This window comes from Mesorhizobium sp. M8A.F.Ca.ET.181.01.1.1 (genome assembly GCF_004792025.1).
Classification (GTDB): domain Bacteria; phylum Pseudomonadota; class Alphaproteobacteria; order Rhizobiales; family Rhizobiaceae; genus Mesorhizobium.
In genome coordinates, this window is the sequence record NZ_SRTV01000003.1 from 628,269 (window position 1) to 652,918 (window position 24,650).

Genomic DNA, 24,650 nt, shown 5'->3' on the forward strand with positions numbered 1-24,650 from the left:
GACTGCTCCTGATGCGCGTTGGCTGGGCGTGTCGGCTGGCTTTCCGCTCAGGTGACCGGATTGTCGGCCAGTTCGAGATTGTCTTCCGTGGTGACCCGTTCGTGGGTCTCCTGCTCGCTGCGGATACGGTATTGCGGGGAACCGTCCTTGACCGGCAGCCTGCTCTTGATCTCGAACAGTTCCGCGGTCTTGCTGAGCAGGCCGGTCCGGCTTTTCATGCGCACGGTCTGGCCGATGGCGAAGAGATGCGAGGGCGTGTCGGTGCGCGGACGCGCATTCTGTTGGAAACGGATCATGCTGCATTCTCCCGGTCGCGCATCAGCGCGGTTTCGAGGTCCATGTAGTCGATGGCGACAAGCTGGCTGGTGGGCGGGTTGTTCATCGCCCTTGCCGGCAGATGGATGAAGGTGGCGATGCGGCGCCAGGCAAGCCGCGACATGCCATCGATCAACTCTTCGTCGTGATCGATGTCGTAGTCGCCAGCCGGCAGTTGTCCTTCCAGGCCACCGAGCACGAACGGTGCGGTGAAATGGGCGATGGAGCGGGTGGTGCGGTCCGGCATTGTCCTGGCCTTGATATTTCCCCGCCTCGTGGCGTCACGTAAACAGCGGTCTGAGAGCAAAAAAGCGGGGACACGACGAATGTGCCGCGCGTCCAGTACCGGCAATTTGGAATGAGATTGGCGGGTCGAAACCTCCGACGCCGCGAGATGCCAATTCTGGCCCAAACGATATCTCCCATATAGCTCAACTTTGCGCTCTCTTCAAGAAGAATTGTTGAATTACCCGCCTCGGATAGAAAAATAGGCCTCTATAAACTTTCGAACAATTCCGTTATGGTTCAAGATATTTCTAAAAGTTTCTTGGAAACATGCCGAGTTTTTCCTTGACGCCCGTACTTTTTATTTTTTCTGAAAAGGATAAAATCATGGTTTCAGTCAGAACCTCGAAAGGGAAGACGGTGGCGATCAATCCGATCGTCAAGCCAATCGCCACATACGCCAATGGCGCCGCTGGAAAGCCGATGGCCGTCCAGTCGGCGCGGCTGACCATCAGAAGCGACGAGGCGGCAAGGCGTACGATCTCCGACACCGACGGCACCGTCAGGCGGGCCAGGCAGGTTGCCGAGACCAACCGCCTGGTCTGACCGCTTTCGCGGCGATGTAGGGCCCAGAACCAAGCAAAGCCTTGAACGTGCCGCGCCGATGGCCTAGATCGCGGGCAGGCGCGAAAACACGGCAGGTGTCCCATCAACAGAGATCAGAGAAGAGCGGCGGGTGCGGGAGCTACGTCTGGCGCGGCCAAGTCTGGCGCCGGAGGACGGCCGCCGCTGGGCCTCGACCAGTATGTGCAGCAGGCGCTGCAACTGCATCAGGCCGGGCGCCGGCAGGAGGCCGAGGCGATCTACCGGCAGGTGCTGGCGCGTCAGCCCAAACACGCGGCCGCGGCGCATTTCCTCGGCTTGCTGCTGCACCAGACCGGGCGCAGCGAAGAAGGCATGGATTTCCTGGAGCAGTCGGTTCAGCTGCAGCCGACGAACCCCGACTTCCTCAACAATCTCGGCACGGTGATGCGCGATCTCGGCCGCGTCACGGCGGCGATCGATTTCTTCCGCGGCGCGGTGGACCTGCGGCCGGAGCAGCTCGCGGCGCGCGACAATCTCGGTTCGTCGCTGAAGCAGATCGGCCGGTTCGAGGAGGCCGAGGACATCTATCGCGGCACAGTGCAGCGCAATCCATTCCACGTGCGCGCGCGCATCGGGCTTGCCGAAACCCTGCAGGAAGCCGGACGCCTCGACGAGGCACTGGCTGTCTTCCAGGAGGCCCTGACCATTCGCCCCAAGGATGCCGACCTGTTGCACGGGCTGGGCGTCGGGCTGATGGAGAAGGGCAAGCTCGGCGAGGCGACAGACCTGTTCCGGCAAGCGGTGGCGATCCAGCCCGGCATGGCCCGCGCATGGCTGATGCTGACGCAGGTCAAGCGCCAGAAGGAGCGCGATGCCGAATTGGCCGGCATGGAGGCGCAGCACGCCAAGGCGCCCCAGGACAGCCTGGCACGCATGCAGCTGTCGTTTGGCCTCGGCAAGGCCAATGACGATCTCAAGGATTACGGCAAGGCCTTCGACTACTTCGCCGAGGGCAATGCCATCCGCCGCAAGGGCATCGACTATGATCCGGTGAAGACGCGTGCCGAATTCGAGGCGATGAAGACCGTGTTCGATGCCGGCTTCTTCGAGAAGCACAGGCCGAGCCCGATCACCGACGATGCGCCGATCTTCATCGTCGGCATGCCGCGTTCGGGCACGACGCTGGTCGAACAGATCATCGCCAGCCACCCCCAGGTTTATGGCGCGGGCGAGCTCAGCATCCTGAAGACGGCGGTCGGCAGGCAGTTTCCGTCGGACATGCCGGGCGGCTTCCCCTGGGGCGTGGCCGACACCGACGATACCGATTTCGCCGAGGCGGGGCAGGCCTATCTCGACATGCTGCATGCCCGCTATCCGCATATGCGCCACGTCACCGACAAGATGCCGGGCAACTTCCTGCTCGTCGGCTTCATCCGCATGATGCTGCCGAAGGCCAGGATCATCCACTGCGCCCGCGATGCGGCGGCGACATGCCTGTCGATCTACAAGGTGCATTTCCGCGGCGACAGCCACCGCTATGGCTATGACCTCGGCGAACTCGCCGATTTCCACAATCTCTATACCGACATCATGGCGCATTGGCACAAGGTGCTGCCCGGCGTCGTGCACGATGTGCGCTACGAGGACTTCGTCGCCGACCAGGAAGGCCAGAGCCGGGCGCTGATCGACTATCTCGGCCTGCCATGGGACGATGCCGTGCTGTCGTTCCACGCGACCGACCGGCCGGTGCGCACGGCATCCGCCGCGCAGGTGCGCCAGCCGATGTACCAGGGCTCGGTCGATTTGTGGAAGCGCTACGGCGACCGGCTGAAGCCGCTGCTCGACAAGCTGGATTAGCGAGCGGGTCGCGGAGATGCCCATCAGCTTCGTCATCCTAGGGCGAAGCAGGAGCGAAGCTCCGTCGCGAAGACCCTAGGATCCATGCCGCGACCTCGATCGAAGAATGCCGCGGGGCAGAAGTCTTCGCCGTTTCCGATATTTTGACGTTACGGCATGGATCCTATGGTCTACGCCGCGTCGCTTCGCTCCTTGCTCCGCCATAGGATTGTTTGGGCGCATCCCCCTCGGCGAGGGCGCGCACGCTAAGCTTATTCAGTCGGTGCGTTCATTGCCCAGGCGACGCCGAAGGGATCCTTCACCTGGCCCCAGCGGTCGCCCCAGAACATCACCTGCAGCGGCGTGACGATCTCGCAGCCGGCGTCGACGGCGCGTTTCCACCAGGCGTCGATGTCATCCTTGCCGAGATGGAGCTGCAGCGTATAGCCCTGCGCCGCCTGGTGCGGATGGCCGTGTTCCGGATAGGCGTCGCCGAGCATCAGCGTCGAGCCGTTGATGTAGAGGTGGATATGCATGGTGCGGCCTTTTTCATCCGCCGGATAGGCAAAGACTTCCTCGGCCCCGAAAGCCTTCTTGTAGAATTCGGCGGCCTTGATGGCGCCGTTGACCTGCAGATAGGGGGTCAATCCGCCAAGAACCTTGGCGCGGGGCGGGGTCTGGTCGGTCATTCTCGTGTTCCTCTTCACGTTTGGCATGGCCTTGCGGATCATAGGACGGATGAGGTGACGCCAATCCTACAGGGCCCGAAAATTTTTCGCCGCGGCCGGATCATCGGGCACCGGCCGGCTTTTGAGGCCGGTGCATGCTGCGGCTGGCCATGGTCATATGACCTTGGCCGAGGACGTGGCCGCGCGACGGCTGTCGCGGGCATCGAAGATTTCCGGAAAGCCGATATCCTTGCGCAGTTCGGCCGGCAGCGACAAAAGGATGCGTTCGCTGCGGTGACGGGCGCGCGCCGCGGCATACCGGGTTGCGATGCGGCCGATGGGTGACAGGACGGACATGATGACTTCTCCCTGGGTTGGCGCCGGCATCATCGTGTCGGCATCCCAAGGACGAGGCAGCAACGGGCGATCCGACAGATTGTCGAATTTTTTCTCTGTTACCGGCGCGGCGCCCTTACGTCAGGCAGCAGTCTCCAATCGTTCGATCGTTTCAAGGTCGGCTCTCTTGGCCTTCCCCTCGACGGCGAGGTCATAGCTTGCCTGCATGTTCATCCAAAACTGCGGCGTGGTCCCAAAAAACTTCGCAAGGCGCAGTGCGGTATCGGGCGTTACCGGTGTCGTCTCGCTGGCTAGGCGCTCGATGCGCGTGCGCGGCACATGCAGCTTTTTGGCCAGCGTGTAAGGCTTCAGACCAAGCGGTATGAGATACTCTTCGCGGAGAATTTCTCCGGGATGGATGGGCGGGTTGATATCAAGCATTTGGGACCTGCCTTCAATGGTAGTCGGTTATTTCAACATCTTCTGCCTGCCCATCCACCCAGTGAAAGCAGATGCGAAACTGATCGTTGATGCGGATCGAATGCTGACCGGCACGGTTGCCTTTCAACGGCTCAAGCCTGTTGCCGGGAGGCGTCTTGAGATCTGACAGTTCGGCGGCGTTGTCGATCATGTACAGCTTCCGTTGGGCCGGTCGGACAAGATCCGAAGGGAAGCCCTTTGGAGCCTTGCCGTTCGAAACGGCTTGGCTGGTCTTGTCCTTGAACGAGCGTATCATCCGTGGGGTTCCGACGGACGTACCATGACATGATACGTTTCAGGAATCAAGAGTACGTCTCATGAAATGATACCAAAGGTGCGCCCTGTCAATGACAGGCCGAAACTTCATCGGCAATGCATCTTCCTCGCCGCTCAGCCGGTTCCTTCAGCCACTTCACGGAAGAAACGCTCCGGGTCTTCGACCTCGGTCAGCTTCAGCTTCTCGACCAGCCAGAAGCGGTTGCCGACGGCACGGATGAAGGAGCGGTCGTGCGAGGCGAGCAGGCAGCTTGCCTGGTGCTTCAGCAACTCCTCCTCCAGCGCTTCCTGGCCGTCTATGTCGAGATGGTTGGTCGGCTCGTCGAGCAGGTAGAAGTTGGGATTGGCGAGCCTGAGCGCCAGCATCATCAGCCGCGCCTTCTGGCCGCCCGACAGCACACCGATCCTTTTCTCCTGCATCTCGATGACCACGCCGGCGCCGGCGAGCAGCGAGCGGGCGCGCTGTTCGCCGACATCGTAGCGGCGCGAGACCATGGCCAGCGGCGTGTCGTCGCCGCTGATGCCGGACAGCGCTTGGTCGCTGTAGCCGAGCACTGTCGACGGCGTCACCTTCACATTGCGCACCGCATCCTGATCGAGGATGGCGTTGCGGATCAAGGTGACGAAGCGCGACTTGCCGACGCCGTTGCGGCCGAGCAGCACGATGCGGTCGCCCTGGCAGATGTGGCGCTTGCCGGTCCTGAACAGCAGCGTGCCGTCGGGCGTTTCCACCGCCGCGTCGTCGAGCGTGATCAGCACCTTCGCGTGCGTGCCGCGATTGGCGAGTTTGATCGCGCCCGCCGATTTTTCGCGATGCGCCGGATTGGCTGCCTCTTCGAGCTTTTCCGCGCGCTGGTTGAGCTGCTTGGTCTTGACCGTCAGCAGGTCGCTGCCCGAATTGATGCCGAGATTGTTGAGCTTGGCCGCCTGCCGGCGCAATTGCTGCGCCACTTTCATGTCGCGCTGGAATTTTCGCTCGGTCGAGGCGTCGACCTCGTCCAGCGCTTCCCGGGCCCGTGAGTAGGGTAGCGAAAACACCGGCGACTGTTCCGGACGCAGGAACAGCGTGCGGTTGGTGGTGGCGTCGAGGAAGGCGCGGTCATGGCTGGCGATGATGACGGGCACGTCGCGCGGCAGCGCGTTGAGCCAGGTTTCCAACTGGCTGATGCGGGCGAGGTCGAGATGGTTGGTCGGCTCGTCGAGCAGCAGCACGTCGGGATCGGTGACCCAAACGCGGGCGATCAGCGCCAGCCGCTGCCAGCCGCCGCTCAGCGCCCGCATCTCCCGCTCGCGCATTGGCTCGGGCACGTCGAGCGAATCGAGGACCACGTCGACGCGCCACATCTCGCTGTCGGTCTGCTCCGGTGGCAAGGCATCCGCCACCACCTGGTAAAAAGTACTGCCGAGCAGGGCAGGGGCAACGGACTGTTCGACATGGCCGACGCGCAGGCCGCGCGTGCGGGTGATGTCGCCCGTCGTCGGCTCCAGCTCGCCGGCCAGGCATTTCAACAAGGTCGACTTGCCGCGGCCGTTGGCGGCAACGATGCCGAGCCGGTCGCCAGTGCCGATGCTGAGGTCGAGATTGGAGAAGAGCGGCGCACTCATGGTGACGCCGAGGGATTTGAGGCTGATCAGGGCCATTTTCGATTTCTCTGGTCTGTCCGGAAAGTCCGGGTCAATGCACTTTGACGGTGCGCGTGCCGGCTATCAGGCCAGGCGTTGCACACCACGAAGGGCAGACCAAAAAATCGAAGCGGGAAAAAAACCCGGACCGTCCCTGGTCAGCCCTGCAAGCTAGCTCGCAGGGCAGAAATCGGGCCACGCTGACGATGGTGACGAAAAAACGTAAACACGTGAGCCCTCCTTTCGAGACGTTCGAGTGTGACGACTGGCTACACCAAAGGCGGGGCTGATGGCAAGGCCACCGCTTTCGCGCGGCGCGGGAAGGGGTCCAGCACCAGGATGCAGCCGCAGATGATCGCCACCGCGCCGAAGCCTTGGATGACGGTCAGCGACTCGCCGAGCAGGATCGTTCCGGTCAGCACGGCGATCGTGGTCACGGCGAATTCGACGCTGATCGTCCTGGTTGCACCGATTGAGGCCACCAGCCGGAAATAGACGACATAGGTCAATGCGCTCATGACGCAGGCCAGGATCGCCAGGTAAAGGAAGTCGACGGGGCGCGGAATGGCCGGCACCGGCACGACGAGCAGCAGCGGCAGCGTCATCAGCCCACCGAACAGGAAGGCGGCGCTGGTGAGTTCCAGCGAGCCGGCCGAGCGCAGATGGCGATTGGCGTAATTGCTGCCGAAGGCGGCCGAGAACGAACTGAACAGCGAGGCGGCGCAGCCGGTCGCAAAGGATGCGGTGACCGGAACGGCGGGGAAGCCGACCAGGACGACAATGCCGGCAGCGCCGAGCAGCAGCCCGCCCAGGCCACGAACAGTGATGCGCTCAAGCCCCCAGAGCTGGCCGATGATCATCGAGAACAGCGGGATCGCGGCAACCAGGATAGCCGCCATGGCCGTGCCGATGCGCGGCGTGGCATAGGAAAGGCCGATCAGCTGAGCGGCGACGGTCGTCGCGCCGACCACCGCGAAGTGCCGCCAGCCGGCGCTGAAATCCAGCCGTCGCCGCGTCGCGGCGGCAAGCAGAAAGAGCGTGCTGCCGGCAATCAGCGCGCGCAAGGTGACCGCGCCGACCCAGCCGAATGCGTGCACCACCTTGAGCAGGACCAGAAAGGACAGGCCCCACGTGACGGCCAGGAAGATGTAGGCGGCGATGTCTCTGGGTTTCATGGGGGTGGGCCGTGCGGGAGTTTGGTTTCCGAGCGAAGGAGCCAATGCCAAGGCCCGTATAGGTTCGTCCCATGACTGGCAAGGTGCCAAGAAGAGCTGATCTATGTTGGAGGGACAGCGCCCCCCTCCTGCCGGACATCTCCCCCACAAGGAGGGAGATTGGCAGCTTGTGCGCCTCGCTCATTGCGCGACGTTGGAGATTGGCGAAAGCAAAGATGATATCCGATCTCCTCGTGGGGGAGATGTCCGGCAGGACAGAGGGGGCGCGAAGGATCGCTACTTTCCCGGTCTGCCTGTCTTGCCAGGCCGGCGCTTTTCGCGGCGGGCGTCGCCTGGGTCCTCGTAGGAGCCGATGCCGGTGCGCTCGCGCTTGACCGGCTTCTCGCCTTCGATCGGCGTCTCCGTGCGCCGCACGGTCATTTCGTCGAGTGAGTTCTTCTTGAACAGCGGTTTGGTCGCGTCGCCCGGGATGCCGAAATCGGAGCCGTGCGCCTCTTCGGCCGACTGCTTCTTGAACAGCGAGCGCGACACCGCGCCTGACGGGGTCGGCATGTCGGTCCCGGGGCCCATATCGTCCAGCGACGGCTTGGCGAACAGCGGCTTCTTCACCGGTACGGCGCCGTCGGCGCCCATCTCGTCGAGATCGGGCTTGCGGAAGAGGTTGGGCCGGGCGGCCTTGGCCGCCTCTTCGGCGGCACGTGCCTGGTCGAGCTTGCGGAACCGCTCCTGTTCCTCAGCCGTACGATGCTTGGCCACGCCCTTGTTGTGCTTGCCTTTTTCGCGGCCCGAGGCCGGACTTTGGCCTTCCACCTCGCGCGCCAGCGGATCGTCGGAGATCGACAGTTCCATCTCGCGCAGCCGCTTGATCTCGTCGCGGATGCGGGCCGCCTTCTCGAAGTCGAGATTGGCGGCGGCGTCGCGCATCTGCTTGTCCAGCGCGTCGAGATGGGCTTTGAAATTGTTGCCCATCATGGCGCCGGCGCCGTCGGTGAACTGCGAGATATCGGCGCGGACATGGTCCTTCTCGTAGACCGAGTCGAGAATGTCGGAGATCCGAGACTTGACCGATTCCGGCGTGATGCCGTTGGCGGCGTTCCACTCCATCTGCTTTTCGCGGCGACGGTTTGTCTCGGCCATCGCCCGTTCCATCGAGCCGGTGACCTGGTCGGCGTAGAGGATGACCTTGCCGTCGACATTGCGGGCAGCGCGCCCGATGGTCTGGATCAGCGATGTCTCCGAACGCAGAAAACCTTCCTTGTCGGCGTCGAGGATGGCGACGAAGCCGCATTCTGGAATGTCGAGACCTTCGCGCAAAAGGTTGATGCCGACCAGCACGTCGAAGGCGCCAAGCCGCAGATCGCGTAGGATCTCGATGCGCTCCAGCGTGTCGATGTCGGAATGCATGTAACGAACGCGCACGCCCTGCTCGTGCAGGTATTCGGTCAGGTCCTCGGCCATGCGCTTGGTCAGCACGGTGACCAGCGTCCGATAGCCGGCGGCCGTCGTCTCGCGGATCTCGCCGACGACGTCGTCGACCTGGCTTTTCGCCGGGCGCACTTCGACGGGCGGATCGATCAGCCCGGTCGGCCGGATGACCTGCTCGGCGAAGACGCCGCCGGCCTGTTCCATTTCCCAGCCGCCCGGCGTCGCCGAAACGGCAACCGAGAGCGGCCGCATGGCGTCCCATTCCTCGAAGCGCAGCGGCCGGTTGTCCATGCAGGAGGGCAAGCGGAAGCCGTATTCGGCCAGCGTCGCCTTGCGCCTGAAGTCGCCGCGATACATGCCGCCGATCTGCGGCACGGTGACGTGGCTTTCGTCGATGAAGACCAGTGCGTTGTCGGGAATGTATTCGAACAAAGTCGGCGGCGGATCGCCGGGCTGGCGGCCGGTGAGATAGCGCGAATAGTTCTCGATGCCGGCGCAGGAGCCGGTGGCTTCCAGCATCTCCAGGTCGAAGCGGCAGCGCTGTTCCAGCCGCTGCGCTTCCAGCAGACGGCCGGCGCGCTCCAGTTCCACCAGACGGTGCTTGAGCTCTTCCTTGATCGACTTGATCGCCTGATTCAGCGTTGGGCGCGGCGTCACATAGTGCGAGTTGGCGTAGATCTTGACGCTCTTCAGCTCCCCGGTCTTCTGGCCCGTCAGCGGGTCGAATTCGGTGATCGCCTCGATCTCGTCGCCGAACATCGAGATGCGCCAGGCGCGGTCTTCCAGGTGGGCCGGGAAGATTTCGATCGTGTCGCCGCGCACGCGGAACGAGCCGCGCACGAAATTGATGTCCTGGCGCTTGTACTGCTGGGCGACGAGGTCGGCGAGCAGGGCGCGCTGGTCGAGCCGGTCGCCGATCTGCATCTGGAAGGTCATCGCCGTATAGGTCTCGACCGACCCGATACCGTAGATGCAGGACACCGAGGCGACGATGATGACGTCGTCGCGCTCGAGCAGCGAACGCGTCGCCGAATGGCGCATGCGGTCGATCTGCTCGTTGATCGAGGATTCCTTCTCGATGAAGGTGTCGGTGCGCGGAACGTAGGCTTCCGGCTGGTAATAGTCGTAGTAGGAGACGAAATACTCCACCGCATTGTCGGGGAAGAATTTCTTGAACTCGGAATAGAGCTGCGCGGCCAGCGTCTTGTTGGGGGCCAGGATCAAGGCAGGGCGCTGCGTCTCCTCGATCACCTTGGCCATGGTGAAGGTTTTGCCGGAGCCGGTGACGCCGAGCAGCACCTGCGTGCGGTCGTTGTTGTCGACGCCTTCGACCAGATCCTTGATGGCGGTCGGCTGGTCGCCCGCCGGTTCGAAGTCCGACACCATCTTGATGGCGATGCCGCCTTCGGATTTCTCCGGCCGGGCAGGGCGGTGCGGCGTCCACAGCACGCCGTCCTTGTGCAGCGGATTGCCGGATTCGATCAGAGCCGAGAGCGCGGCCACGGTGGCGGTGACGCCACTGGACGACATCGTCTCGGCTTCTTCCAGCGAGATGTCGAGCCCGGCGACCGGATTGAGGCCGGCCGCCGTGCGTTCGCGGGCCGACGCGGCGCCGCCCATCGAGGTGCCGCGCGCGGTGCGGCCCGGCGCCGCGGAGCGCTCTGGAATCTTCTTCGGCGACTTGGCGCCGCCGCCTTTGCCCGCGGCGCGGCCTTCCCGTTCAGCCTCCTGTTCGATCTGCTCGGCCCAATCCGCGATCGAACCGGTTAGCGGCGTGCCCGTCAGCTCAGCCTGCGGCATCTCGGCGAAGCCGCCCTTGTGCAGCGGCTCGGACGCGTCGAGGAAATCGGTCAGCGGGCTGCGCCGCTTCGGCGCGGCGCGGTCGTCATCCGCCGTCGGCGGCGTTCTTTTATCGGGGGATTTGGCCATGTCCCGAATATGGGAGGTCTTGGCGAAAATGGAAAGAGCGCGATGAAGGCTGGCCGGCGGGCGCGTCATGCTCCTGACAGAAGGCTGTCAGGAGGTGTCGGTGGGTTCCGCCTTATCTCAAGCGCCGCTTCCGTTCGACGCGACCCGGGTCGCCGATCCCTTCAGGCGATCCACTACGACGAGGCGTGTAACCCTGCCCTTCTTGAAGGCGGCGAGGAAGCGGGCATAGTCCCGGAAGACGACGCAGCCATTGGATTCGGCGCGGCCGCCGCGCAGCATGTAGGTATGCGCGAGGAGGCCGTTGCGGTTGTATTTGTTGCCGCCGCTCGTCGGTGTCAGGCGGATCGCCTCGACGCCGTGGAAGCGGGATTCGCGCAGCGACAGATTGTAGGTGTCGGGCGGCGTCGGACCACGGTCCTTCACGTGGACATAGCGCGGCTGGTCAACCATGGCGCCGAGGCCGGAATGCGCTTCGAGCCGCTGGCCGTCCGGCATGTAGACGGTCTTGGCGCTGATGTCATAGACGGCCACGCCATGGCCAGCGCCGCTTCCGGCACTGGGGCCGTTGAACAGGTTCCTGAACGCCTGGCCGAGGCCGCCCGCAGGGGTATCCGGCTTGGCATAGGCCAGCACGTCGCCGTTTTCGCCGGAGCGGCCCTGGCGGGCAGGCTGCCTGGCCACCTCGACCGGCTTTGCCTGAGGTGCAGGCTTCTGTGGCAGTGCCTTGGGCTGCGGAGCCGGCTTGTCCTGCTCCACGACCTTGGGCTGCGGAGCCTCATATTGCGGGCGGCGGGTCGGCAGCGGGACGCCGTCGGTAAGCGCATCCGGCAGCGAGGCGGCGTCGCCGGGCTGTTCCTGCTGGGTCTCCACCGGCGCAACCGCGACATCGGGTGAGGATTCTGTCATCGGCAGCGGCGAGGCGAAGGCTTCGTCCTCGACCGGCATCGACTCGACGAGGGCAAGCGCCAGCTGCGCGTTGTCGGGCGTTTCCGACTGGGCAAAGCCCGTCGGCGCCGGCGCGGTCTGCACGACGGAACCCGTATCGGCGCGGGCGAAGCGTTCCGCCGCCGGAGCCGGCATGTCGTTGGACAGGCTGGCCATGACCTGGACGGACGGCACGAGAGACGCCTCGGTGACTTGCTGGGCGGCGGTGGAAATAAGGGGATGGGTGCTGGCTGGGGCCGCCGGCTTTCCCGCACCGGCGAAGGCGGCGGCAAGCTTTGTCGGCGACAGCGACGCTTCCATCAGCTCGAAGCGTTGCTGCGATTTCGACTTCGCCGGCGTTGGTTTGACCTGTGCCACCAGACGCGCGGATTTCTCCGCCTTGGAGGTTACCGCGGCCAGCTTGAAGCAGCTGGCGCCGCACTGTACGGCATGGTCGTGCAGCGCCTGCGCGCCGCCATGGGCATTGGCCATCACGAACGGCGCCGAAGAGCTGAGGAAATGCTGTTTCAGCGGATCGGCGAGAGCGAGAACGCCCGGCATGGACAGCGTCTGCGGCAGGCCTGCCGACGTCGCCGAGAGCGAGGCGCCGACGGAGCTGAGGCCGGCCATGGTGCCGATCAGCCATAGGCCGACGGCAACGCCGACGCCTGGCACAGCGACCCAGGGGACAACCCGTTCAGGGGTGAAGGATGAGGCACGTGACGCTTCGACAGCGGTCTCGCCGCCCCAACGCCTGTCCCCGACAATTTTACGACTCAAGAACGCCATGCAACCAATCTTGCTCCAATCGGCTCCCACGTCCGCGGCTGTGATAGCCGCGACGACCATTCTGTGAGTGATCCCAGGTGGTCCCCGACGCGTTTGCCGCGCCTGTCGTTAGTTGCCGATTGCTTCAAAATATGGACAAAGTTGGTTAACCAATCCCTCTCAAAACCAATCGAGAGACGTGGACTTTGTGCCGAAAAAGGCTCGTCCACGACCATGCACGCGGTATTGCAGCCCTTCCAAGGCTGTTTTGCTGCCTGTTTTTGCCTGTCGAGTCAAGCAAAACAGCCCTTGCTAATCCTTGCAAAAACACGATCGAGCGCTTCCCGCGGCAATGAGGCGCGCCGACAGGCATCGGCCGCGCCGCCGCGAACGCCACCGGGTGCCCGCGACTACTGTTGCCGTCCTGCCACAATTTTTCGGCCTGGCGGATCGACTTCCGGCGGCCGATTGACTCGTTTTGGGAGGCGGTGCAATCCGGTCAAGTGCTTGGTTTCAAGGTGGCAAAGGTCACCTTTGGAGGCTTTTCCATGAAGCGTCGGGACTTCTTGGCGCTGTCGGCGGGAGCCGCGGCGTTTTCCATTCTTCCGGCCGCCGTCAAGGCTGCCGTGCCGGTTCCCTATGACCGCAATGCGGAGGTGCCGTTCAAGGATAAGAAGTCCTTCATCGACTGGATGGTGGCCAATCGCGGCGAGGATCCGAAGTTGCTGGCTGAGCGATTCGATCGCTTCCAGATCATGGTCTACAACAAGGACGTGCTGGACGATCGCAACAAGCGCGCCTTCCTGCTGACCCCGCGCGAGGAGTTCGTGCTGCCGCAGAACCTGGGCCGCGCCTATGATCATGCCTTCCTCGATATCGGCTATGGCGTGACGATTTCAGGCCCGCACCTGGTCGGGCGCATGACGACGGCCATCGACGTGCAGTTCGGCGAAGCCGTGCTCGAGATCGGCACCGGCTCGGGCTACCAGTCGGCCTATCTGGCCAACCTCACCGACAAGGTGCACACGATCGAGATCATCAATCCGCTGGCGCAGCGCACCCGCCGTATCTATGACGGGCTGATCGAGCGCGGCTACAGCGAATTCGGCGCGGTCACCAGCCGCAATGCCGATGGCTATTATGGCTGGGAGAGCGTCGGTCCGTTCGACAAGATCATCGTCACCTGCGGCATCGACCATATTCCGCCATCGCTGCTGCAGCAGCTCAAGCCCAATGGCGTCATGGTCATTCCCGTCGGTCCGCCGGGCGCCCAGCATGTGCTCAAGGTGATCAAGCAGCAGCTTGCCGACGGCACGTTCAACATCGTCCGCTCGGACATCTATAACGGCAAGGTGGTGCCTTTCGTGCCCTTCACCAAGCTGGAAGGCGACCAGATCGTCGGCACGCATAACGGCTGAGTCGCCGCGCGGCGGCACCGGCCTTGCTGAATTCGCATCGAGGGGCCTGAATGGCAGCCGTCGCATCGATCTCTCGACCAGGCATCGCCTCGCTGGAGGCGCCACGGCTTGCGCATTACCTCGCGGTCGGGCTGATCGCCGGCGCCATCATCGCCCTGCAGATCGCCGTCATGCGGGTGTTTGCCGTGGGCAGCTGGTCGCATTTCGGCTCGCTGGTGGTCAGCCTCGCCATGCTTGGTTTCTCCTTGTCCAGTGTCGTCATCTTCGCCGGCAAGGGTTGGTTCGATCGCCACTGGCAAGGCGCCGCAACGGTGGCCCTGTTGCTGATCGGCCCGCTCGCCGTCGGCTCCAACCTCATCGCCCAGACGGTGCCGTTCAATGCCATCTTCCTGGTGTCCGATCCCCAGCAGAAATGGCGGCTGCTCGCCAATTTCCTGCTCTACCTCCTGCCGTTCCTGGCCGGCGCCTTCTTCCTCGGCATCGTCTTCCTGAAAAGCCGCACCGCCTTCGGCCGCGTCTATTTCGCCGACCTGACCGGCTCGGGGCTTGCCGGCCTCGTCGTGCTGGTGTCGCTGTATCTGTTCGCGCCTGAAACCATCATCGTCGTGCCGCTGCTTTTGTGGGCCGCCGGTTCGCTGCTGTGGTTCGCCGCGTTCGGCGCCTGGAAGAGCGTTGTCGCGGGCCTGGTGGTCGCGGCGCTGTCGATATCAGGCTACCTCGTGCTGCCCGGGCTTACAGGCATACCCGACATCACTGTCTCGCAATACAAGGGTGTCGCCTATGCCCGCAACTTCCCGGACGGCAAGCGCATCTACCGCAGCGTCTCGCCGTTCGGCGATTTGCAGGTCTATGCCAGCTCCTACATGCATTTCGCGCCGGGCCTGAGCGACAACGCCGCCTTCGGCATGCCCGAGGTTCCGGCCAACACCTATGTCGGCATGTATCGCGACGGCGACGGGCCGGAAGGCATCATGCGCAACCTGGCGCCGGCCGAGCAAGTCTATTTCCGCTATCTGCCGATGCACTATCCCTATGTCATCAAGGAGAAACCCAAGACATTCGTTGTGCAGTTCGGCGGCGGCATTTCCACACAGGCCGCGCTCAATGCCGGTTCGACCTCGGTGACCCTCGCCGAGAGCAACCCGATGACGTTGCGGGCCTTCCGCGATCCGATCCTCAGGGATGTCACCGGCAATATACTGGCGGAACCGCGGCTCAAGGTGATCGACTATGACGGGCGCCTGTTCCTCGCCAATACGGCCGAGCGCTACGACGTCATCGACCTCAGCCTGGCCGACAGCGTCGGCCTGTCCAATCCCGGCGGCTTCGCCATTTCGGAGAAATACGCCTATACCCGCGAGGCGATGCTGAGCTACATGCACGCGCTTGCCGAAGGCGGCGTGCTGTCGATCACCTTGTGGAACAAGGAAGAGCCGCCAAAATCGGTGCTCAAGCTTTATTCTACCGTCGCCGAAGCGGCGGAGATTTTCGACCGCCAAGGTGCCGCCAACGATGTCTTCGCCGTGTCGAGCTATCTCTCCACCACGACGGTGCTGTTCAAGCGTGGCGGCTTCACGGAAACCGAAATCAAGACGCTGCGCGACTACACCAAATCGATGTCCTGGGAGGAAGTCTATTATCCAGGAATGGTTTATGACGGCTCGGGGGCGCAGAAGGTACTCGATGATTACCGCGCGTCGATCTTCGGCAGCGGACAGGACGCGACGCTCACCCAACCCGCCGACCCGACCACGCCTGCAAATCCTGACTGCGATCCGACCGCACCCGCCGATCCGACGCTCGATGCCTGCGCGGATGCCGATGCCGGTCCGCAGGTGTTGCCGGCGACGGAACTGCAGCGCATGACCTGGCACGCACTTCTGACCGGCGGCTGGGAAAAGCTCGCGAGCGACTATGTCTTCGACGCGCGTGCGCTGAGCAACGATCAACCTTATTTTGCGGCCTATGTGAAGGTCGCCGACCTGCCGCGCACGCTCGACCGGCTCGACCTGTTCCAGGACGATTGGGGCTATCTGCTGATCTGGGCGACGCTCGGCATTGCCTGCATCACGGCGGCGTCGCTGGTGTTGTTGCCGGTGCTCTTCGGCTGGCGCATCGTGTTCTCGCGCTCGCGCGGCAAGCTCGGCACCATCCTCTATTTCGCGTGCCTCGGCCTCGGCTACATCATGGTCGAGGTCGGGCTGATCAGCCGCTTCACCGTGGCGCTGGCCAATCCGACCGTTTCGGCCTCGGTGCTGATCTCCTCGATGCTGGTGTTTTCCGGTCTCGGCAGCCTGTTCGCCGAACGCATCTTCGACCGTGCCAGGACGCTGCTGCCGGTGGTGCTGCTGGCCATCTGCGCGCTGCTGCTGATTTACGGCTTCTATCTGTCGCCGGTGCTCGACTGGATCGGCGCCTATCCCTATGCGGTGCGGTTGCTGCTCTGCTTCCTCTTGGTGTCGCCGCCGGCCTTCCTGATGGGCATGCCGATGGCCACCGCCATGACCTGGCTGGCGCGGCTCGGCAAGGAGCATCTGTTCGTCTGGGCCTGGGGCATCAATGGCTGCTTCTCGGTGATCGGCTCGGCCGCGGTGCCGATCGTCGCCACCAGCTTCGGCCTCAGCGCCGTGCTGCAATGGGCTGGGATTGCCTATCTCGTCGCCATTCCGGCCTTCTTCGCGGTGCTGTTGCCATCAAGGGCGCCGGCTCTCCGGGTGGTGCCCGCTTGATGCCGGACCGGCGCGCCATCGTCGCCGGACTGCTGGCCACGGCGGCGTTTCCGGTGGCAAGCCAGGGGGCGCGCTTGCACAAGGCGATCTCGACCATCGTGCCGTTCAAGGCGTCGCCGTTTCCGTACCGGGGCAAGCTGCCCGACGGCTCCGCGCCGTTTCTCGACGTCGATGCGAACAGCCGCCACGGCCACACCTCGCCGCGTGGGGGAATCTACTGGGAAGACGAGACCTATTCGGACCGCTCGACGCTACTCGGGATTCCCAAAGGTTTTGATGCCGCCAAGCCTGCTGTCATCGTCGTGTTCTTCCACGGCAACGGCGCGACCTTGCAGCGAGACGTGGTCGGGCGCCAGCGCGTGGCCGCGCAGGTCGAGGCTTCGGGCCTCAACGCCGTGCTAGTGGCGCCGCAATTTGCCCGCGACGCGCAGGATTCCAGCGCCGGCAATTTCTGGACACCGGGCTATTTTTCCGGGTTCATGGCCGAGGCGGCGCAAGGCCTGGCCAGGCTGACCGGCGCCAAGGCGGCAAAATTCGAGGCCATGCCGGTGGTGCTGGTCGCCTATAGCGGCGGCTACAATCCGGCCGCTTCCGTGCTTGGGAATGGTGACATTGGCGGCCGCCTGCTCGGCGTCATCCTGCTCGACGCCGTGTTCGACGAAGCCGACGTCTTCGCCGACTGGATCGCGCATCACAGGAAGAGTTTCTTCGTCAGCGCCTACGGCAAATCCTCGGCCTCGGGCAATGCCGAGATCAGGCAGGCGCTGGCAGGCAAGGGCATCAATGCAAGCGCCGATCCGCCGCGGCGGCTGGAAGCCGGCACCATCGCTCTGCTCGCCTCGGAAGCCGCCCATGACAGCTTCGTCACCAAGGCATTCGTCAACAATCCGCTGCAATGGCTGCTGGCGCGGCTGCACGGGTTCGCGCGATAAGACCTGTCGACATCAGGCCGGCTGAATTCCATGAGCCCTGCCACTTGAAACCTGGCATTTGAAAGGTTTGGTTTTGAAGCTTAGTGCCCGGCCATGCTTCTGACCGCTATCGTCATTGCCCACATACTGGACCCGCTCAGGATCGTGCTGATCGCTATCGCCTATTTCCTCAGCCTCAGGGTCAAGCAGCCAAGCGTGGGCTGGCTTGGACTGGTGGCGGCGATTGTCATCATCGCCATCGGCTATCCCTTCGTAATTCTTGGTCAATCCGGCGATATCGCCTGGATGAGCGGCGCGGTCGGCGTGATATCGAACGCGCTGATAGCGGCGGTCGTGGCCGGGCTCCTGCGTCTCCAACGCCGTTTCTTCTGATCGTCAGTGCGGTTCGAGGCGCTTAGTCCTCAATTGAACCACAGCGCGAACGTCAGAAACCCGCCGCCGCCGAATTCGCGCTGGATCAGGTCGAAATCGTCGCTGGTCAGGATCTTGCCGGTCTCCAGATAGGGTGCGATGCCGGGGCCGGTGATCGACAGTACGAGGTCGAAGGGCTTCGGCTCGTCGAAGAAGCGCTTCATGTTGATGCCCTTGCCGGTGATGCGGAAATGCGGCAGCAGCGCCCGGCCTTCGAGCAAGTCCTCGGCCATGGTCAAGGTGGCGAGCCAGGCCTGGAGCTGCTCCTCGCCGACTTCGAGGCCGGTGAGCTGGTTTTCGCCCTTCTGCTGCGGGCCCGGCAGCCATTCGCGGTCATTGTCGGTCTCGGCGCGGATCGCTTTCCAGTCCTCGCGCGACAGCCGGATCATTTCGAGCAGCTCCTGGCGCGCCGCCTTGCGGCGCTCCGGCTCGATCACCGGCCAGTTGATCATGTGCACCATCGAGATGAAATCGGCGATGCGCCATTCCGAGGAGAACATGTTGCCGCCCATCTCGCTGGGCGGCGGCACCAGAATGTCCTGCAATGGCAGCTTGGCGCGCGGGAACAGCATGTGGAACGAGCCGTCGAACGTGCCCCTGAAATCATGCGCCAGCCAGAAATCGGCCTGCGCCATCAGGAACTCGGCATAGCCCTGCAGCCAGTAGCCGTCGGCGCGGTCGAAGCGGAAGGTGAGCGCCGGTGCGGCGCCGTCTGGCGCCATGCCGCCGTGCGACAGCGCCGCCATGATCGCAGCCATGCTTTCATCCGGTGCGATCGTGCCGTCCTCGTTGAGGTCGATGCCGACATGGGTGAGGTCGATGACCATGCCGATATCGGCGTCGGCCGGCACCGAACCCAGCGTCGCCGCGGACTTTGCCAGCCGGTCGCGGAAGGCGACCAGGATGGAGCGGAACTCTTCGTAGGTCAGCGGCTCGGGGTTGGGGTTTGTCGGCACCGGCAGCTGCATCAGCGGCAGCATGAAGGATTGCGGGCTCTCGAAGCCATGGCGGTGCAGGCCGCTCGCCAGCAATTCCAGTGCGGTGAAGAACTCGCCGGCGCCGGCGGCATAGGCCGAAGCCGGATCTTTCGGCGCAGCCGCTTCCAGTGTCGACAGGGCGCCGTCGCGCGCGGCCACGGTCTTGGCTTCGAACAATGCGGTTGCCGCTTCGGGCATGGCGGCGTTAGCCGAACACAACGGTACAAGCAGAATAAAGGCTGAGGCCAGCAGGCTCGCAACTCGTTTCATGTTCCCCCTCCAGGTGCGTTTCGCGCCGGCGACCATACACGAATTTGCCGTCCGCCGTCTGCCGGTCTCGGCGCATGATTGTCGCCGGATGGCTTCAACACGCCGGACGGACGGTCTACACAGGGCAAGCAAATTGGGCATCGCGTGTCGAACTATCCGCTTTCCTACAAACTGTCCTGGCTGCCGCGGTTCCTGAAGCCGTCGCTTGGCGGCGACGCCAACGGGTTTGCCCCGGCGGCGGGGACGCCGATGGATCCGCCGCCGGGACAGACTGTGCGGCTGGCCTTCGTCGGCGACATCTCGGCCGTGGCCAACCGCAGCGCGCCGGCGTGCGATCCGGCGATCAAGGCGCTGCTCGGCACTGCCGACCTGGTGATCGGCAATTGCGAAAGCCCGATCGTGGACAAGCCAAGTGCCGTGCTGGGGACCAAGCTCGGCACGCATCATGCGATGAGCGAACGCTTTCTGGTGGAAGCATTGGCGGCGGTCGGGATCGAGCGCGAAAAACTCGTGCTGTCGCTGGCCAACAATCATGTGTTCGACCAGGGTGTCGCCGGTTTCGACGCGACGGCGGCCACGTTGAGGCTGCTCGATATCCGCACCATCGGCCTAGCCGCCACTGGCCCGGTCGAACGCTTCGCGGTCGGGCCGATCGCTCTCGGCTTCGCCGCTTTCACGCTCTGGCGCAACGCCGACGAAAGCCTGTTTGCCGGCCGCGTCTTGATGGAAGGCGATCCGGCGCGCTGGCCGCGCGAGGCGAGCGCGGGGATCGATCTCCTCTGTGCGGTGCCGCACTGGGACTGGGAATTCCGGCATTTTCCGCGTGCCGGAACGCGGGCGCTGGCGCGGCGGCTGGCCGGGCACGGCGTCGGGCTGATCGCCGGCCATCATGCCCATGTCGTGCAGCCGGTGCAGCGGATCGGCGAGGCGATCGTCGCCTATGGGCTCGGCGACTTCCTCGGCACCGCTTTTGCCCGCCAGCCATGGCCAGGGCGTATCGGCGGGATTTTCATCGTCGACGTCAGTGCTGAAGCGCAGAAGCGCGGCAGGGTCGCCGCCTATCGGCTGCTTCCATTCATGCGGCTACGCGTGGGCGACCATGAGCGGCTGGTGTCGGTGGAGGGGCTGGAAGGTGGAATGCGGCAAAAGGTCGAGGGTCGGCTGAGGGCGATCTTCCGGCATTAGGTAGCAAACTCAAATAATATCATCTACCCCAACGCTTATCGTTGACGTAATATGGGGTATGGGTGAGCCGCACGTTATCTCAGCATTAGTCGCAAAGCGCGCCGAACTGGCGGGCCAGGTTCTCGACTTGGACAGGCAGCGATCATCCCTGATCGACCAGATAGCCTACATAGACCACACGCTTGCGATCTTCGCCTATGACGCAAACCCGGAAGACATCAAGCCCAAGCGCAAGCATGTCTACCGGTTCAAGCGGCGTGAATTGCCGAGACTAATGCGGGAGATCGAAGCCGGCGGCGTCAAGCTAACCTACCGTGGAACGGCGTTGCGAATTATCGAAGCTAAGGGCTGGGATACAGCTAATGGCGCGCTTGTGGCCAAGGTCATTGAATGTGTTAAGAGCCAGAAGAGCTGGGCGCGGCGGCGCAATCAGTCCGGAAATGCAGCGAGGATTCCTTCGATCAAACCGTTGTATTCGCTGTTGAACCCGAGCCCAACATAAAACTCGGGGATTTCGTGTTGGTCGGATAAGCTCTTGATCAGTGCGTCATCGACGGCGTTAGCAGCGATAACTTCCTTTCGCAGAGCGAGCGGCAATAGCATTTCCAACGCGCCCGCTTCAGCAATCTTTTCCGCTGAGACCGCCAGCGAGCGCACACCGGCTGCGCTAGTTAGCGACAATTCGGTGATCAAAGATTTCACGTCCACGTCTTGAACAGTATGAACGCCTTTGCGGGCATCGAGCGAATGGGCTAGTTCTTTGCAAACAACAAATCGCTTCCACTTGTCGTCTAGATGAGATGCATACCTTATCTCGACTTTGGTTTGCTCGCCTTGATAAGGAGCGAATTGCTCCCATCTGAGAAACTCACCCCAAATCGGGTTTTCTGGTTCGGCGTCATACCTAACGTAGAAGATTTGATCGATCTTCGTGTAAGCCTCGATGATGTTATGTATCCGCTGCAGAGAACATTGACCTGCCCTAGCGAATGAGAGTGATTCGCGGCTTACTATTTTTATCGCAGAAAACACATTCAGATCCAAAAAAAGGCGGGCTCAATGCCCGCCTTTTCCTATTAAATAGCGCTACCGGCAGCGTCAAGATACCAGCTAGATCGCTCCCGCGATCTCGTTATTATCCCAATTGGTATGCACGGTGGCGCGCTTGTCCCGAATTGCGTCTTCGACGCCATTCAGGCCAGCAAAGATTTCTTCCGGCTTGACTGCCCTTGACGGGTGAAAGAAAAACTTTACATCCACCAGCCCGTCATTCCGGGCATCCCCAAGCCGAGCGAGAAACTTCTCTTGCTCAGACATTGGCACTGCACTCCTTCGTTTCAAAGCGTGCTGATGCACGCCATCAATAGCGTAACGCGCGAACGTTGCGGTTTGTTCAAAGCAGGATTTTGGCTTGCCGTCAACGTACGTCGCGTTCGTACGGTATACACCATAGGCATGAAATATGCATTAAATACGACGTTTCAAGCGTGGTGCAGCGCTATTAGCGTTGCCAATATCCAGACCATACGCGACTTACAGGATGATTGAGCGCGTTGCCAATGATTGCATTTGCGTTGTCGCCATTTGAGTCGCGGCGATGATCCTCCAGCCATGCGGCGTGGTTGGCGTACTGGTAAAGATAATGCGCCGACACATGGTGATGTTGGCCCGAAACCATGAGACGCAGGCGGCTGAAAAAGCTCTCTGCCTGATTGGTATTGACGCCGCCATAGTAACTGTATGCCTCGCTGTGGTTGATGCGATGAGCTACCAAATTGTTGTGGAGCGCATCCCAATGGGTCGCCTCGTCCGCAAAGAACACTGAGCCCTTGCGCGCAATGCGCTCTGCAATCGCCACGCCTTCTGCCTCGTGGTTGACGATATAGGTATGGGTGCGGCCCTTGCGCTGGCGCAGCGCGACCACAACGCGGCGCTTGCCGGTCCGGTTCTCAGCAAGGCGACGGTCAATGCGGTCTTTCTTGAAGTTGGCCGGGCGAACGTAGCCACCGAAGTAAGCGCCATCAATCTCGATTTCCCCTTCAAGGTTCTGGCCGGCAATCTCGGCTGCAAGAGCTTCCCGCAGCTTGTGGCAAAGGACAAAAGCCGTCTTGTGCTGGCAATCCAGATCGCGGGAAAGCTGGAGAGCGGAAATGCCCTTCACCGAATTGACGAAGATGCAGATCGCGGCAAGCAGGTCCGTGTAGGACATTTTGCGCGAGGCGAAGATCGTGCCGCTTGTGATGGTGTACTGCTTGGCGCAACCAAGGCAACGGAACGTAGGGCGGCCCTTTACCGGCTTGCTGTCGACGCAACCGCATTGCGGGCAAACGGGCTCGCCATTCGTCGCGGCCCAACGAATGCGCTTGAATGTCTCGCGGGCCTGGACCTCACCAGCCTGATAGATGCTCTTGAGGCTGAGGGTGCGGGCTTCTTTGCTGAGGAGGAAGTGCTGCGCCATTTGAGTGACCTCAACGAAAATCGTTGAAGTAAGCGATATCCACTAATATGCATGATGTCAACGAAAATCGTTGGCATTGACAAATTAGCGTGGCGTCGATAGAAAAGCGTCATGTTATCACCTGAACAAAGCCGGGCCGCGCGTGGTTGGTTGGATTGGTCGCAAGACGATCTGGCAAAGCGCGCGCAAGTTTCGCTCAGCACGATACGGGACTTCGAAAAGGCAAGACGCATTCCAATTGCGAACAATCTACAAGCAATCCAGCGAGCCCTTGAAGCCGCTGGAGTGTCGATCGAAAACGCAAACGGGATAGTGTTCAACCCGAACAATGGTTGAGGTTCGTTCTCGACCATGATAATAAAACGAAGCGGGCGACTTACGCCGCCCGCCCCGGTCACGCTCTCAAGAGCAAGGGACAACACCCGGCGAAGGGTGAAGCCCCGAGAGGAAACGTTAGCATCCTCGTGACCTCCTTCCGGCGTCTACAGCGCCGGTCTGCCGTGGGTAACGGTATATGTTAAAGTTCAGGGGCACCCTAGGAATTCCCTGAACCCATATTTGGCAGCGAGCTCTCACCCTCGTTGCCGGTGATCTGAGAAGCGCTTTCCGATTGCTCGGGGAGCGCTTCATTCTTTAGAGGGAGGTAGATCTTCCCCTCGCGTCGAACACGCCCCTTCTGAACGATCTTCGACAGGTTGTTGTAGACGGAGGCGGGCAGAACATCCTGCTCGCCCATCTTCTTGACTATCTCGCCGGCCTCCAGCCCGTCGCTGCTAGCGATGATCTTAACTAGCATATCGCCTATGGTTTCTGCGGCGGCGCCGCTGCCCTTGTAGTCCTCAACTTCGCCCGCGCGCACGCGCTCCATAAACCTATCGAAGTTAGCGGGCAGGAATAGCCGCCCGTTATGCCGCTTAACTTCTCCAGTCCGTTCCAGCTTGGTGGCAGTGTTATAAATTCCGGGCGGGTTTTTAGTGGCCCGCTCCCCGAATGGCCCCTTCTGTATCACTTCCAGCAGTTCACCCGATGTAGCACCGTTCGGGAAGCTCGCCAGTGTCCTCAGCACCTCGCCGGCCCACGTAGGGCCGTTCCGGGCCGCAAGGCTGGCATACTTTCCGGGTGTCTCAGCAGTCTCGGCCTGCATGGCATAAGACGCCGGAACCCAACTATCTTTTCCGGCGGCCCTCAGAAACTCCACCATCTTATCAAAACGTAGCTTGCGCGCCTCCCACTCCTTGAAGGCAAGCATGATCTGCTCGCATTCCTGGCGAACGCTATCTTCCGAGATGACAATGGTGGAATCAGACATTGGTTAACCGCCGCTTTCTAGCAGCTATCTACACATATCATCGCCCATATGCAAGAGTGGCGTGATATGAGAGCGGGGATAGCACATGAAATGGAAAGCGGGGCGGGTTCCGGCACAAACGCGGAACCCTCTTTAAAAGCGTTTAATTTTGGATTTGAGTTTGCTACCTAATGCCGCGATCTTCCCTTCTCCCCCTGTGGGAGAAGGTGGCCGCGAAGCGGCCGGATGAGGGGTGCTCCAGGGAATACCAACGCCTCACTCCGCTGGAACACCCCTTGTGTGTTTGGAATCGTGCATTGTTGAGGGTGCCACGGACCAGGTGCTTGCCTGATCCGTGGCGGCGGTCGAGAGCCCGTCACCCCTCAGGTGGCTTAAACCGTGGATGAGCTGGGGCCC

24 protein-coding genes are annotated in these 24,650 nt (G+C 62.5%); 9 read left to right on the plus strand and 15 right to left on the minus strand.

Features of this window, described 5'->3' with window-relative positions:
• Positions 1-47: 47 nt before the first annotated feature.
• Both EN824_RS15770 and EN824_RS15775 read right to left on the minus strand, forming a co-directional pair.
• Positions 48-296, minus strand: a complete 249-nt coding sequence (locus EN824_RS15770; RefSeq protein ID WP_127278406.1) for a hypothetical protein — start codon at positions 294-296, stop codon at positions 48-50.
• Positions 293-562 carry a hypothetical protein gene (locus EN824_RS15775; protein ID WP_135881196.1) on the minus strand — a complete coding sequence of 90 codons (270 nt, stop codon included), beginning with the start codon at positions 560-562 and terminating at the stop codon, positions 293-295. Before EN824_RS15775 ends, EN824_RS15770 begins: the two co-directional genes overlap by 4 nt.
• Positions 563-927: 365 nt before the next feature.
• On the opposite strand from EN824_RS15775, the gene EN824_RS15780 reads away from it, so the two are divergent.
• Both EN824_RS15780 and EN824_RS15785 read left to right on the plus strand, forming a co-directional pair.
• A complete protein-coding gene (locus EN824_RS15780) occupies positions 928-1,146 on the plus strand; it encodes a hypothetical protein (RefSeq protein ID WP_127278408.1) in 219 nt (72 codons plus the stop codon).
• Positions 1,147-1,347: 201 nt separating this feature from the next.
• A complete protein-coding gene (locus tag EN824_RS15785; RefSeq protein WP_127278409.1) occupies positions 1,348-2,982 on the plus strand; it encodes a sulfotransferase in 1,635 nt (544 codons plus the stop codon).
• Positions 2,983-3,233: 251 nt separating this feature from the next.
• On the opposite strand, the gene EN824_RS15790 is transcribed toward EN824_RS15785, so the two are convergent.
• The 8 genes from EN824_RS15790 to EN824_RS15825 form a co-directional block, all read right to left on the minus strand.
• The gene (locus EN824_RS15790; RefSeq protein WP_127278410.1) at positions 3,234-3,650 is read right to left on the minus strand and encodes a glyoxalase/bleomycin resistance/extradiol dioxygenase family protein; all 417 of its coding nucleotides are present in this window, start codon (positions 3,648-3,650) and stop codon (positions 3,234-3,236) included.
• Between the two features lie 153 nt (positions 3,651-3,803).
• On the minus strand, positions 3,804-3,986 hold the full coding sequence (locus tag EN824_RS15795; RefSeq protein ID WP_127278411.1) for a hypothetical protein: 183 nt from the start codon (positions 3,984-3,986) through the stop codon (positions 3,804-3,806).
• A 120-nt stretch (positions 3,987-4,106) separates the two neighbouring features.
• Entirely contained in the window at positions 4,107-4,406 is a 300-nt protein-coding gene (locus EN824_RS15800; RefSeq protein WP_127278412.1) for a HigA family addiction module antitoxin, read from the minus strand.
• A gap of 13 nt (positions 4,407-4,419) precedes the next feature.
• Positions 4,420-4,701 (minus strand): type II toxin-antitoxin system RelE/ParE family toxin, encoded by a 282-nt coding sequence (locus EN824_RS15805; RefSeq protein WP_127278413.1) that lies wholly within the window; start codon positions 4,699-4,701, stop codon positions 4,420-4,422.
• A 134-nt stretch (positions 4,702-4,835) separates the two neighbouring features.
• Positions 4,836-6,362: an ABC-F family ATP-binding cassette domain-containing protein gene (locus tag EN824_RS15810; protein ID WP_135932466.1), complete on the minus strand. Its 1,527-nt coding sequence runs from the start codon at positions 6,360-6,362 to the stop codon at positions 4,836-4,838.
• 251 nt (positions 6,363-6,613) lie between these two features.
• Positions 6,614-7,519, minus strand: a complete 906-nt coding sequence (locus EN824_RS15815; protein ID WP_127279688.1) for a DMT family transporter — start codon at positions 7,517-7,519, stop codon at positions 6,614-6,616.
• 276 nt (positions 7,520-7,795) lie between these two features.
• Entirely contained in the window at positions 7,796-10,873 is a 3,078-nt protein-coding gene (uvrB, locus tag EN824_RS15820; protein WP_127279689.1) for an excinuclease ABC subunit UvrB, read from the minus strand.
• A gap of 117 nt (positions 10,874-10,990) precedes the next feature.
• The gene (locus EN824_RS15825) at positions 10,991-12,586 is read right to left on the minus strand and encodes a DUF2778 domain-containing protein (RefSeq protein WP_127869742.1); all 1,596 of its coding nucleotides are present in this window, start codon (positions 12,584-12,586) and stop codon (positions 10,991-10,993) included.
• A 527-nt stretch (positions 12,587-13,113) separates the two neighbouring features.
• On the opposite strand from EN824_RS15825, the gene EN824_RS15830 reads away from it, so the two are divergent.
• From EN824_RS15830 to EN824_RS15845, 4 genes are all read left to right on the plus strand, one after another.
• On the plus strand, positions 13,114-13,983 hold the full coding sequence (locus EN824_RS15830) for a protein-L-isoaspartate O-methyltransferase (RefSeq protein ID WP_135867468.1): 870 nt from the start codon (positions 13,114-13,116) through the stop codon (positions 13,981-13,983).
• A gap of 50 nt (positions 13,984-14,033) precedes the next feature.
• Positions 14,034-16,712, plus strand: a complete 2,679-nt coding sequence (locus EN824_RS15835) for a hypothetical protein (protein ID WP_135867467.1) — start codon at positions 14,034-14,036, stop codon at positions 16,710-16,712.
• Positions 16,712-17,644 carry a hypothetical protein gene (locus tag EN824_RS15840; protein ID WP_135867466.1) on the plus strand — a complete coding sequence of 311 codons (933 nt, stop codon included), beginning with the start codon at positions 16,712-16,714 and terminating at the stop codon, positions 17,642-17,644. The genes EN824_RS15835 and EN824_RS15840 overlap by 1 nt, the downstream gene beginning before the upstream one ends.
• Positions 17,645-17,737: 93 nt before the next feature.
• Entirely contained in the window at positions 17,738-18,016 is a 279-nt protein-coding gene (locus EN824_RS15845; protein WP_135867465.1) for a hypothetical protein, read from the plus strand.
• Positions 18,017-18,045: 29 nt separating this feature from the next.
• On the opposite strand, the gene EN824_RS15850 is transcribed toward EN824_RS15845, so the two are convergent.
• Positions 18,046-19,302: a hypothetical protein gene (locus EN824_RS15850; RefSeq protein ID WP_135932467.1), complete on the minus strand. Its 1,257-nt coding sequence runs from the start codon at positions 19,300-19,302 to the stop codon at positions 18,046-18,048.
• A 144-nt stretch (positions 19,303-19,446) separates the two neighbouring features.
• Between EN824_RS15850 and EN824_RS15855 the strand changes: the two genes are divergently transcribed.
• A complete protein-coding gene (locus tag EN824_RS15855; protein ID WP_135932468.1) occupies positions 19,447-20,487 on the plus strand; it encodes a CapA family protein in 1,041 nt (346 codons plus the stop codon).
• Positions 20,488-20,545: 58 nt separating this feature from the next.
• The gene (locus EN824_RS15860; protein ID WP_135932469.1) at positions 20,546-20,989 is read left to right on the plus strand and encodes a hypothetical protein; all 444 of its coding nucleotides are present in this window, start codon (positions 20,546-20,548) and stop codon (positions 20,987-20,989) included.
• On the opposite strand, the gene EN824_RS15865 is transcribed toward EN824_RS15860, so the two are convergent.
• The 3 genes from EN824_RS15865 to EN824_RS15875 form a co-directional block, all read right to left on the minus strand.
• A complete protein-coding gene (locus EN824_RS15865) occupies positions 20,917-21,519 on the minus strand; it encodes a hypothetical protein (RefSeq protein ID WP_135932470.1) in 603 nt (200 codons plus the stop codon). The two genes, EN824_RS15860 and EN824_RS15865, sit on opposite strands and share 73 nt — an antisense overlap.
• Before the next feature lie 78 nt (positions 21,520-21,597).
• A complete protein-coding gene (locus EN824_RS15870) occupies positions 21,598-21,804 on the minus strand; it encodes a hypothetical protein (RefSeq protein WP_135861029.1) in 207 nt (68 codons plus the stop codon).
• Between the two features lie 184 nt (positions 21,805-21,988).
• The gene (locus EN824_RS15875; protein ID WP_135932471.1) at positions 21,989-22,945 is read right to left on the minus strand and encodes an IS1595 family transposase; all 957 of its coding nucleotides are present in this window, start codon (positions 22,943-22,945) and stop codon (positions 21,989-21,991) included.
• Between the two features lie 111 nt (positions 22,946-23,056).
• Here EN824_RS15875 and EN824_RS15880 point away from each other — a divergent pair, with 111 nt between their 5' ends.
• Positions 23,057-23,281: a helix-turn-helix transcriptional regulator gene (locus EN824_RS15880; RefSeq protein WP_135932472.1), complete on the plus strand. Its 225-nt coding sequence runs from the start codon at positions 23,057-23,059 to the stop codon at positions 23,279-23,281.
• Positions 23,282-23,480: 199 nt separating this feature from the next.
• Here EN824_RS15880 and EN824_RS15885 read toward each other — a convergent pair whose 3' ends face one another.
• Entirely contained in the window at positions 23,481-24,254 is a 774-nt protein-coding gene (locus tag EN824_RS15885) for a hypothetical protein (RefSeq protein WP_135932473.1), read from the minus strand.
• Positions 24,255-24,650 lie beyond the last annotated feature (396 nt).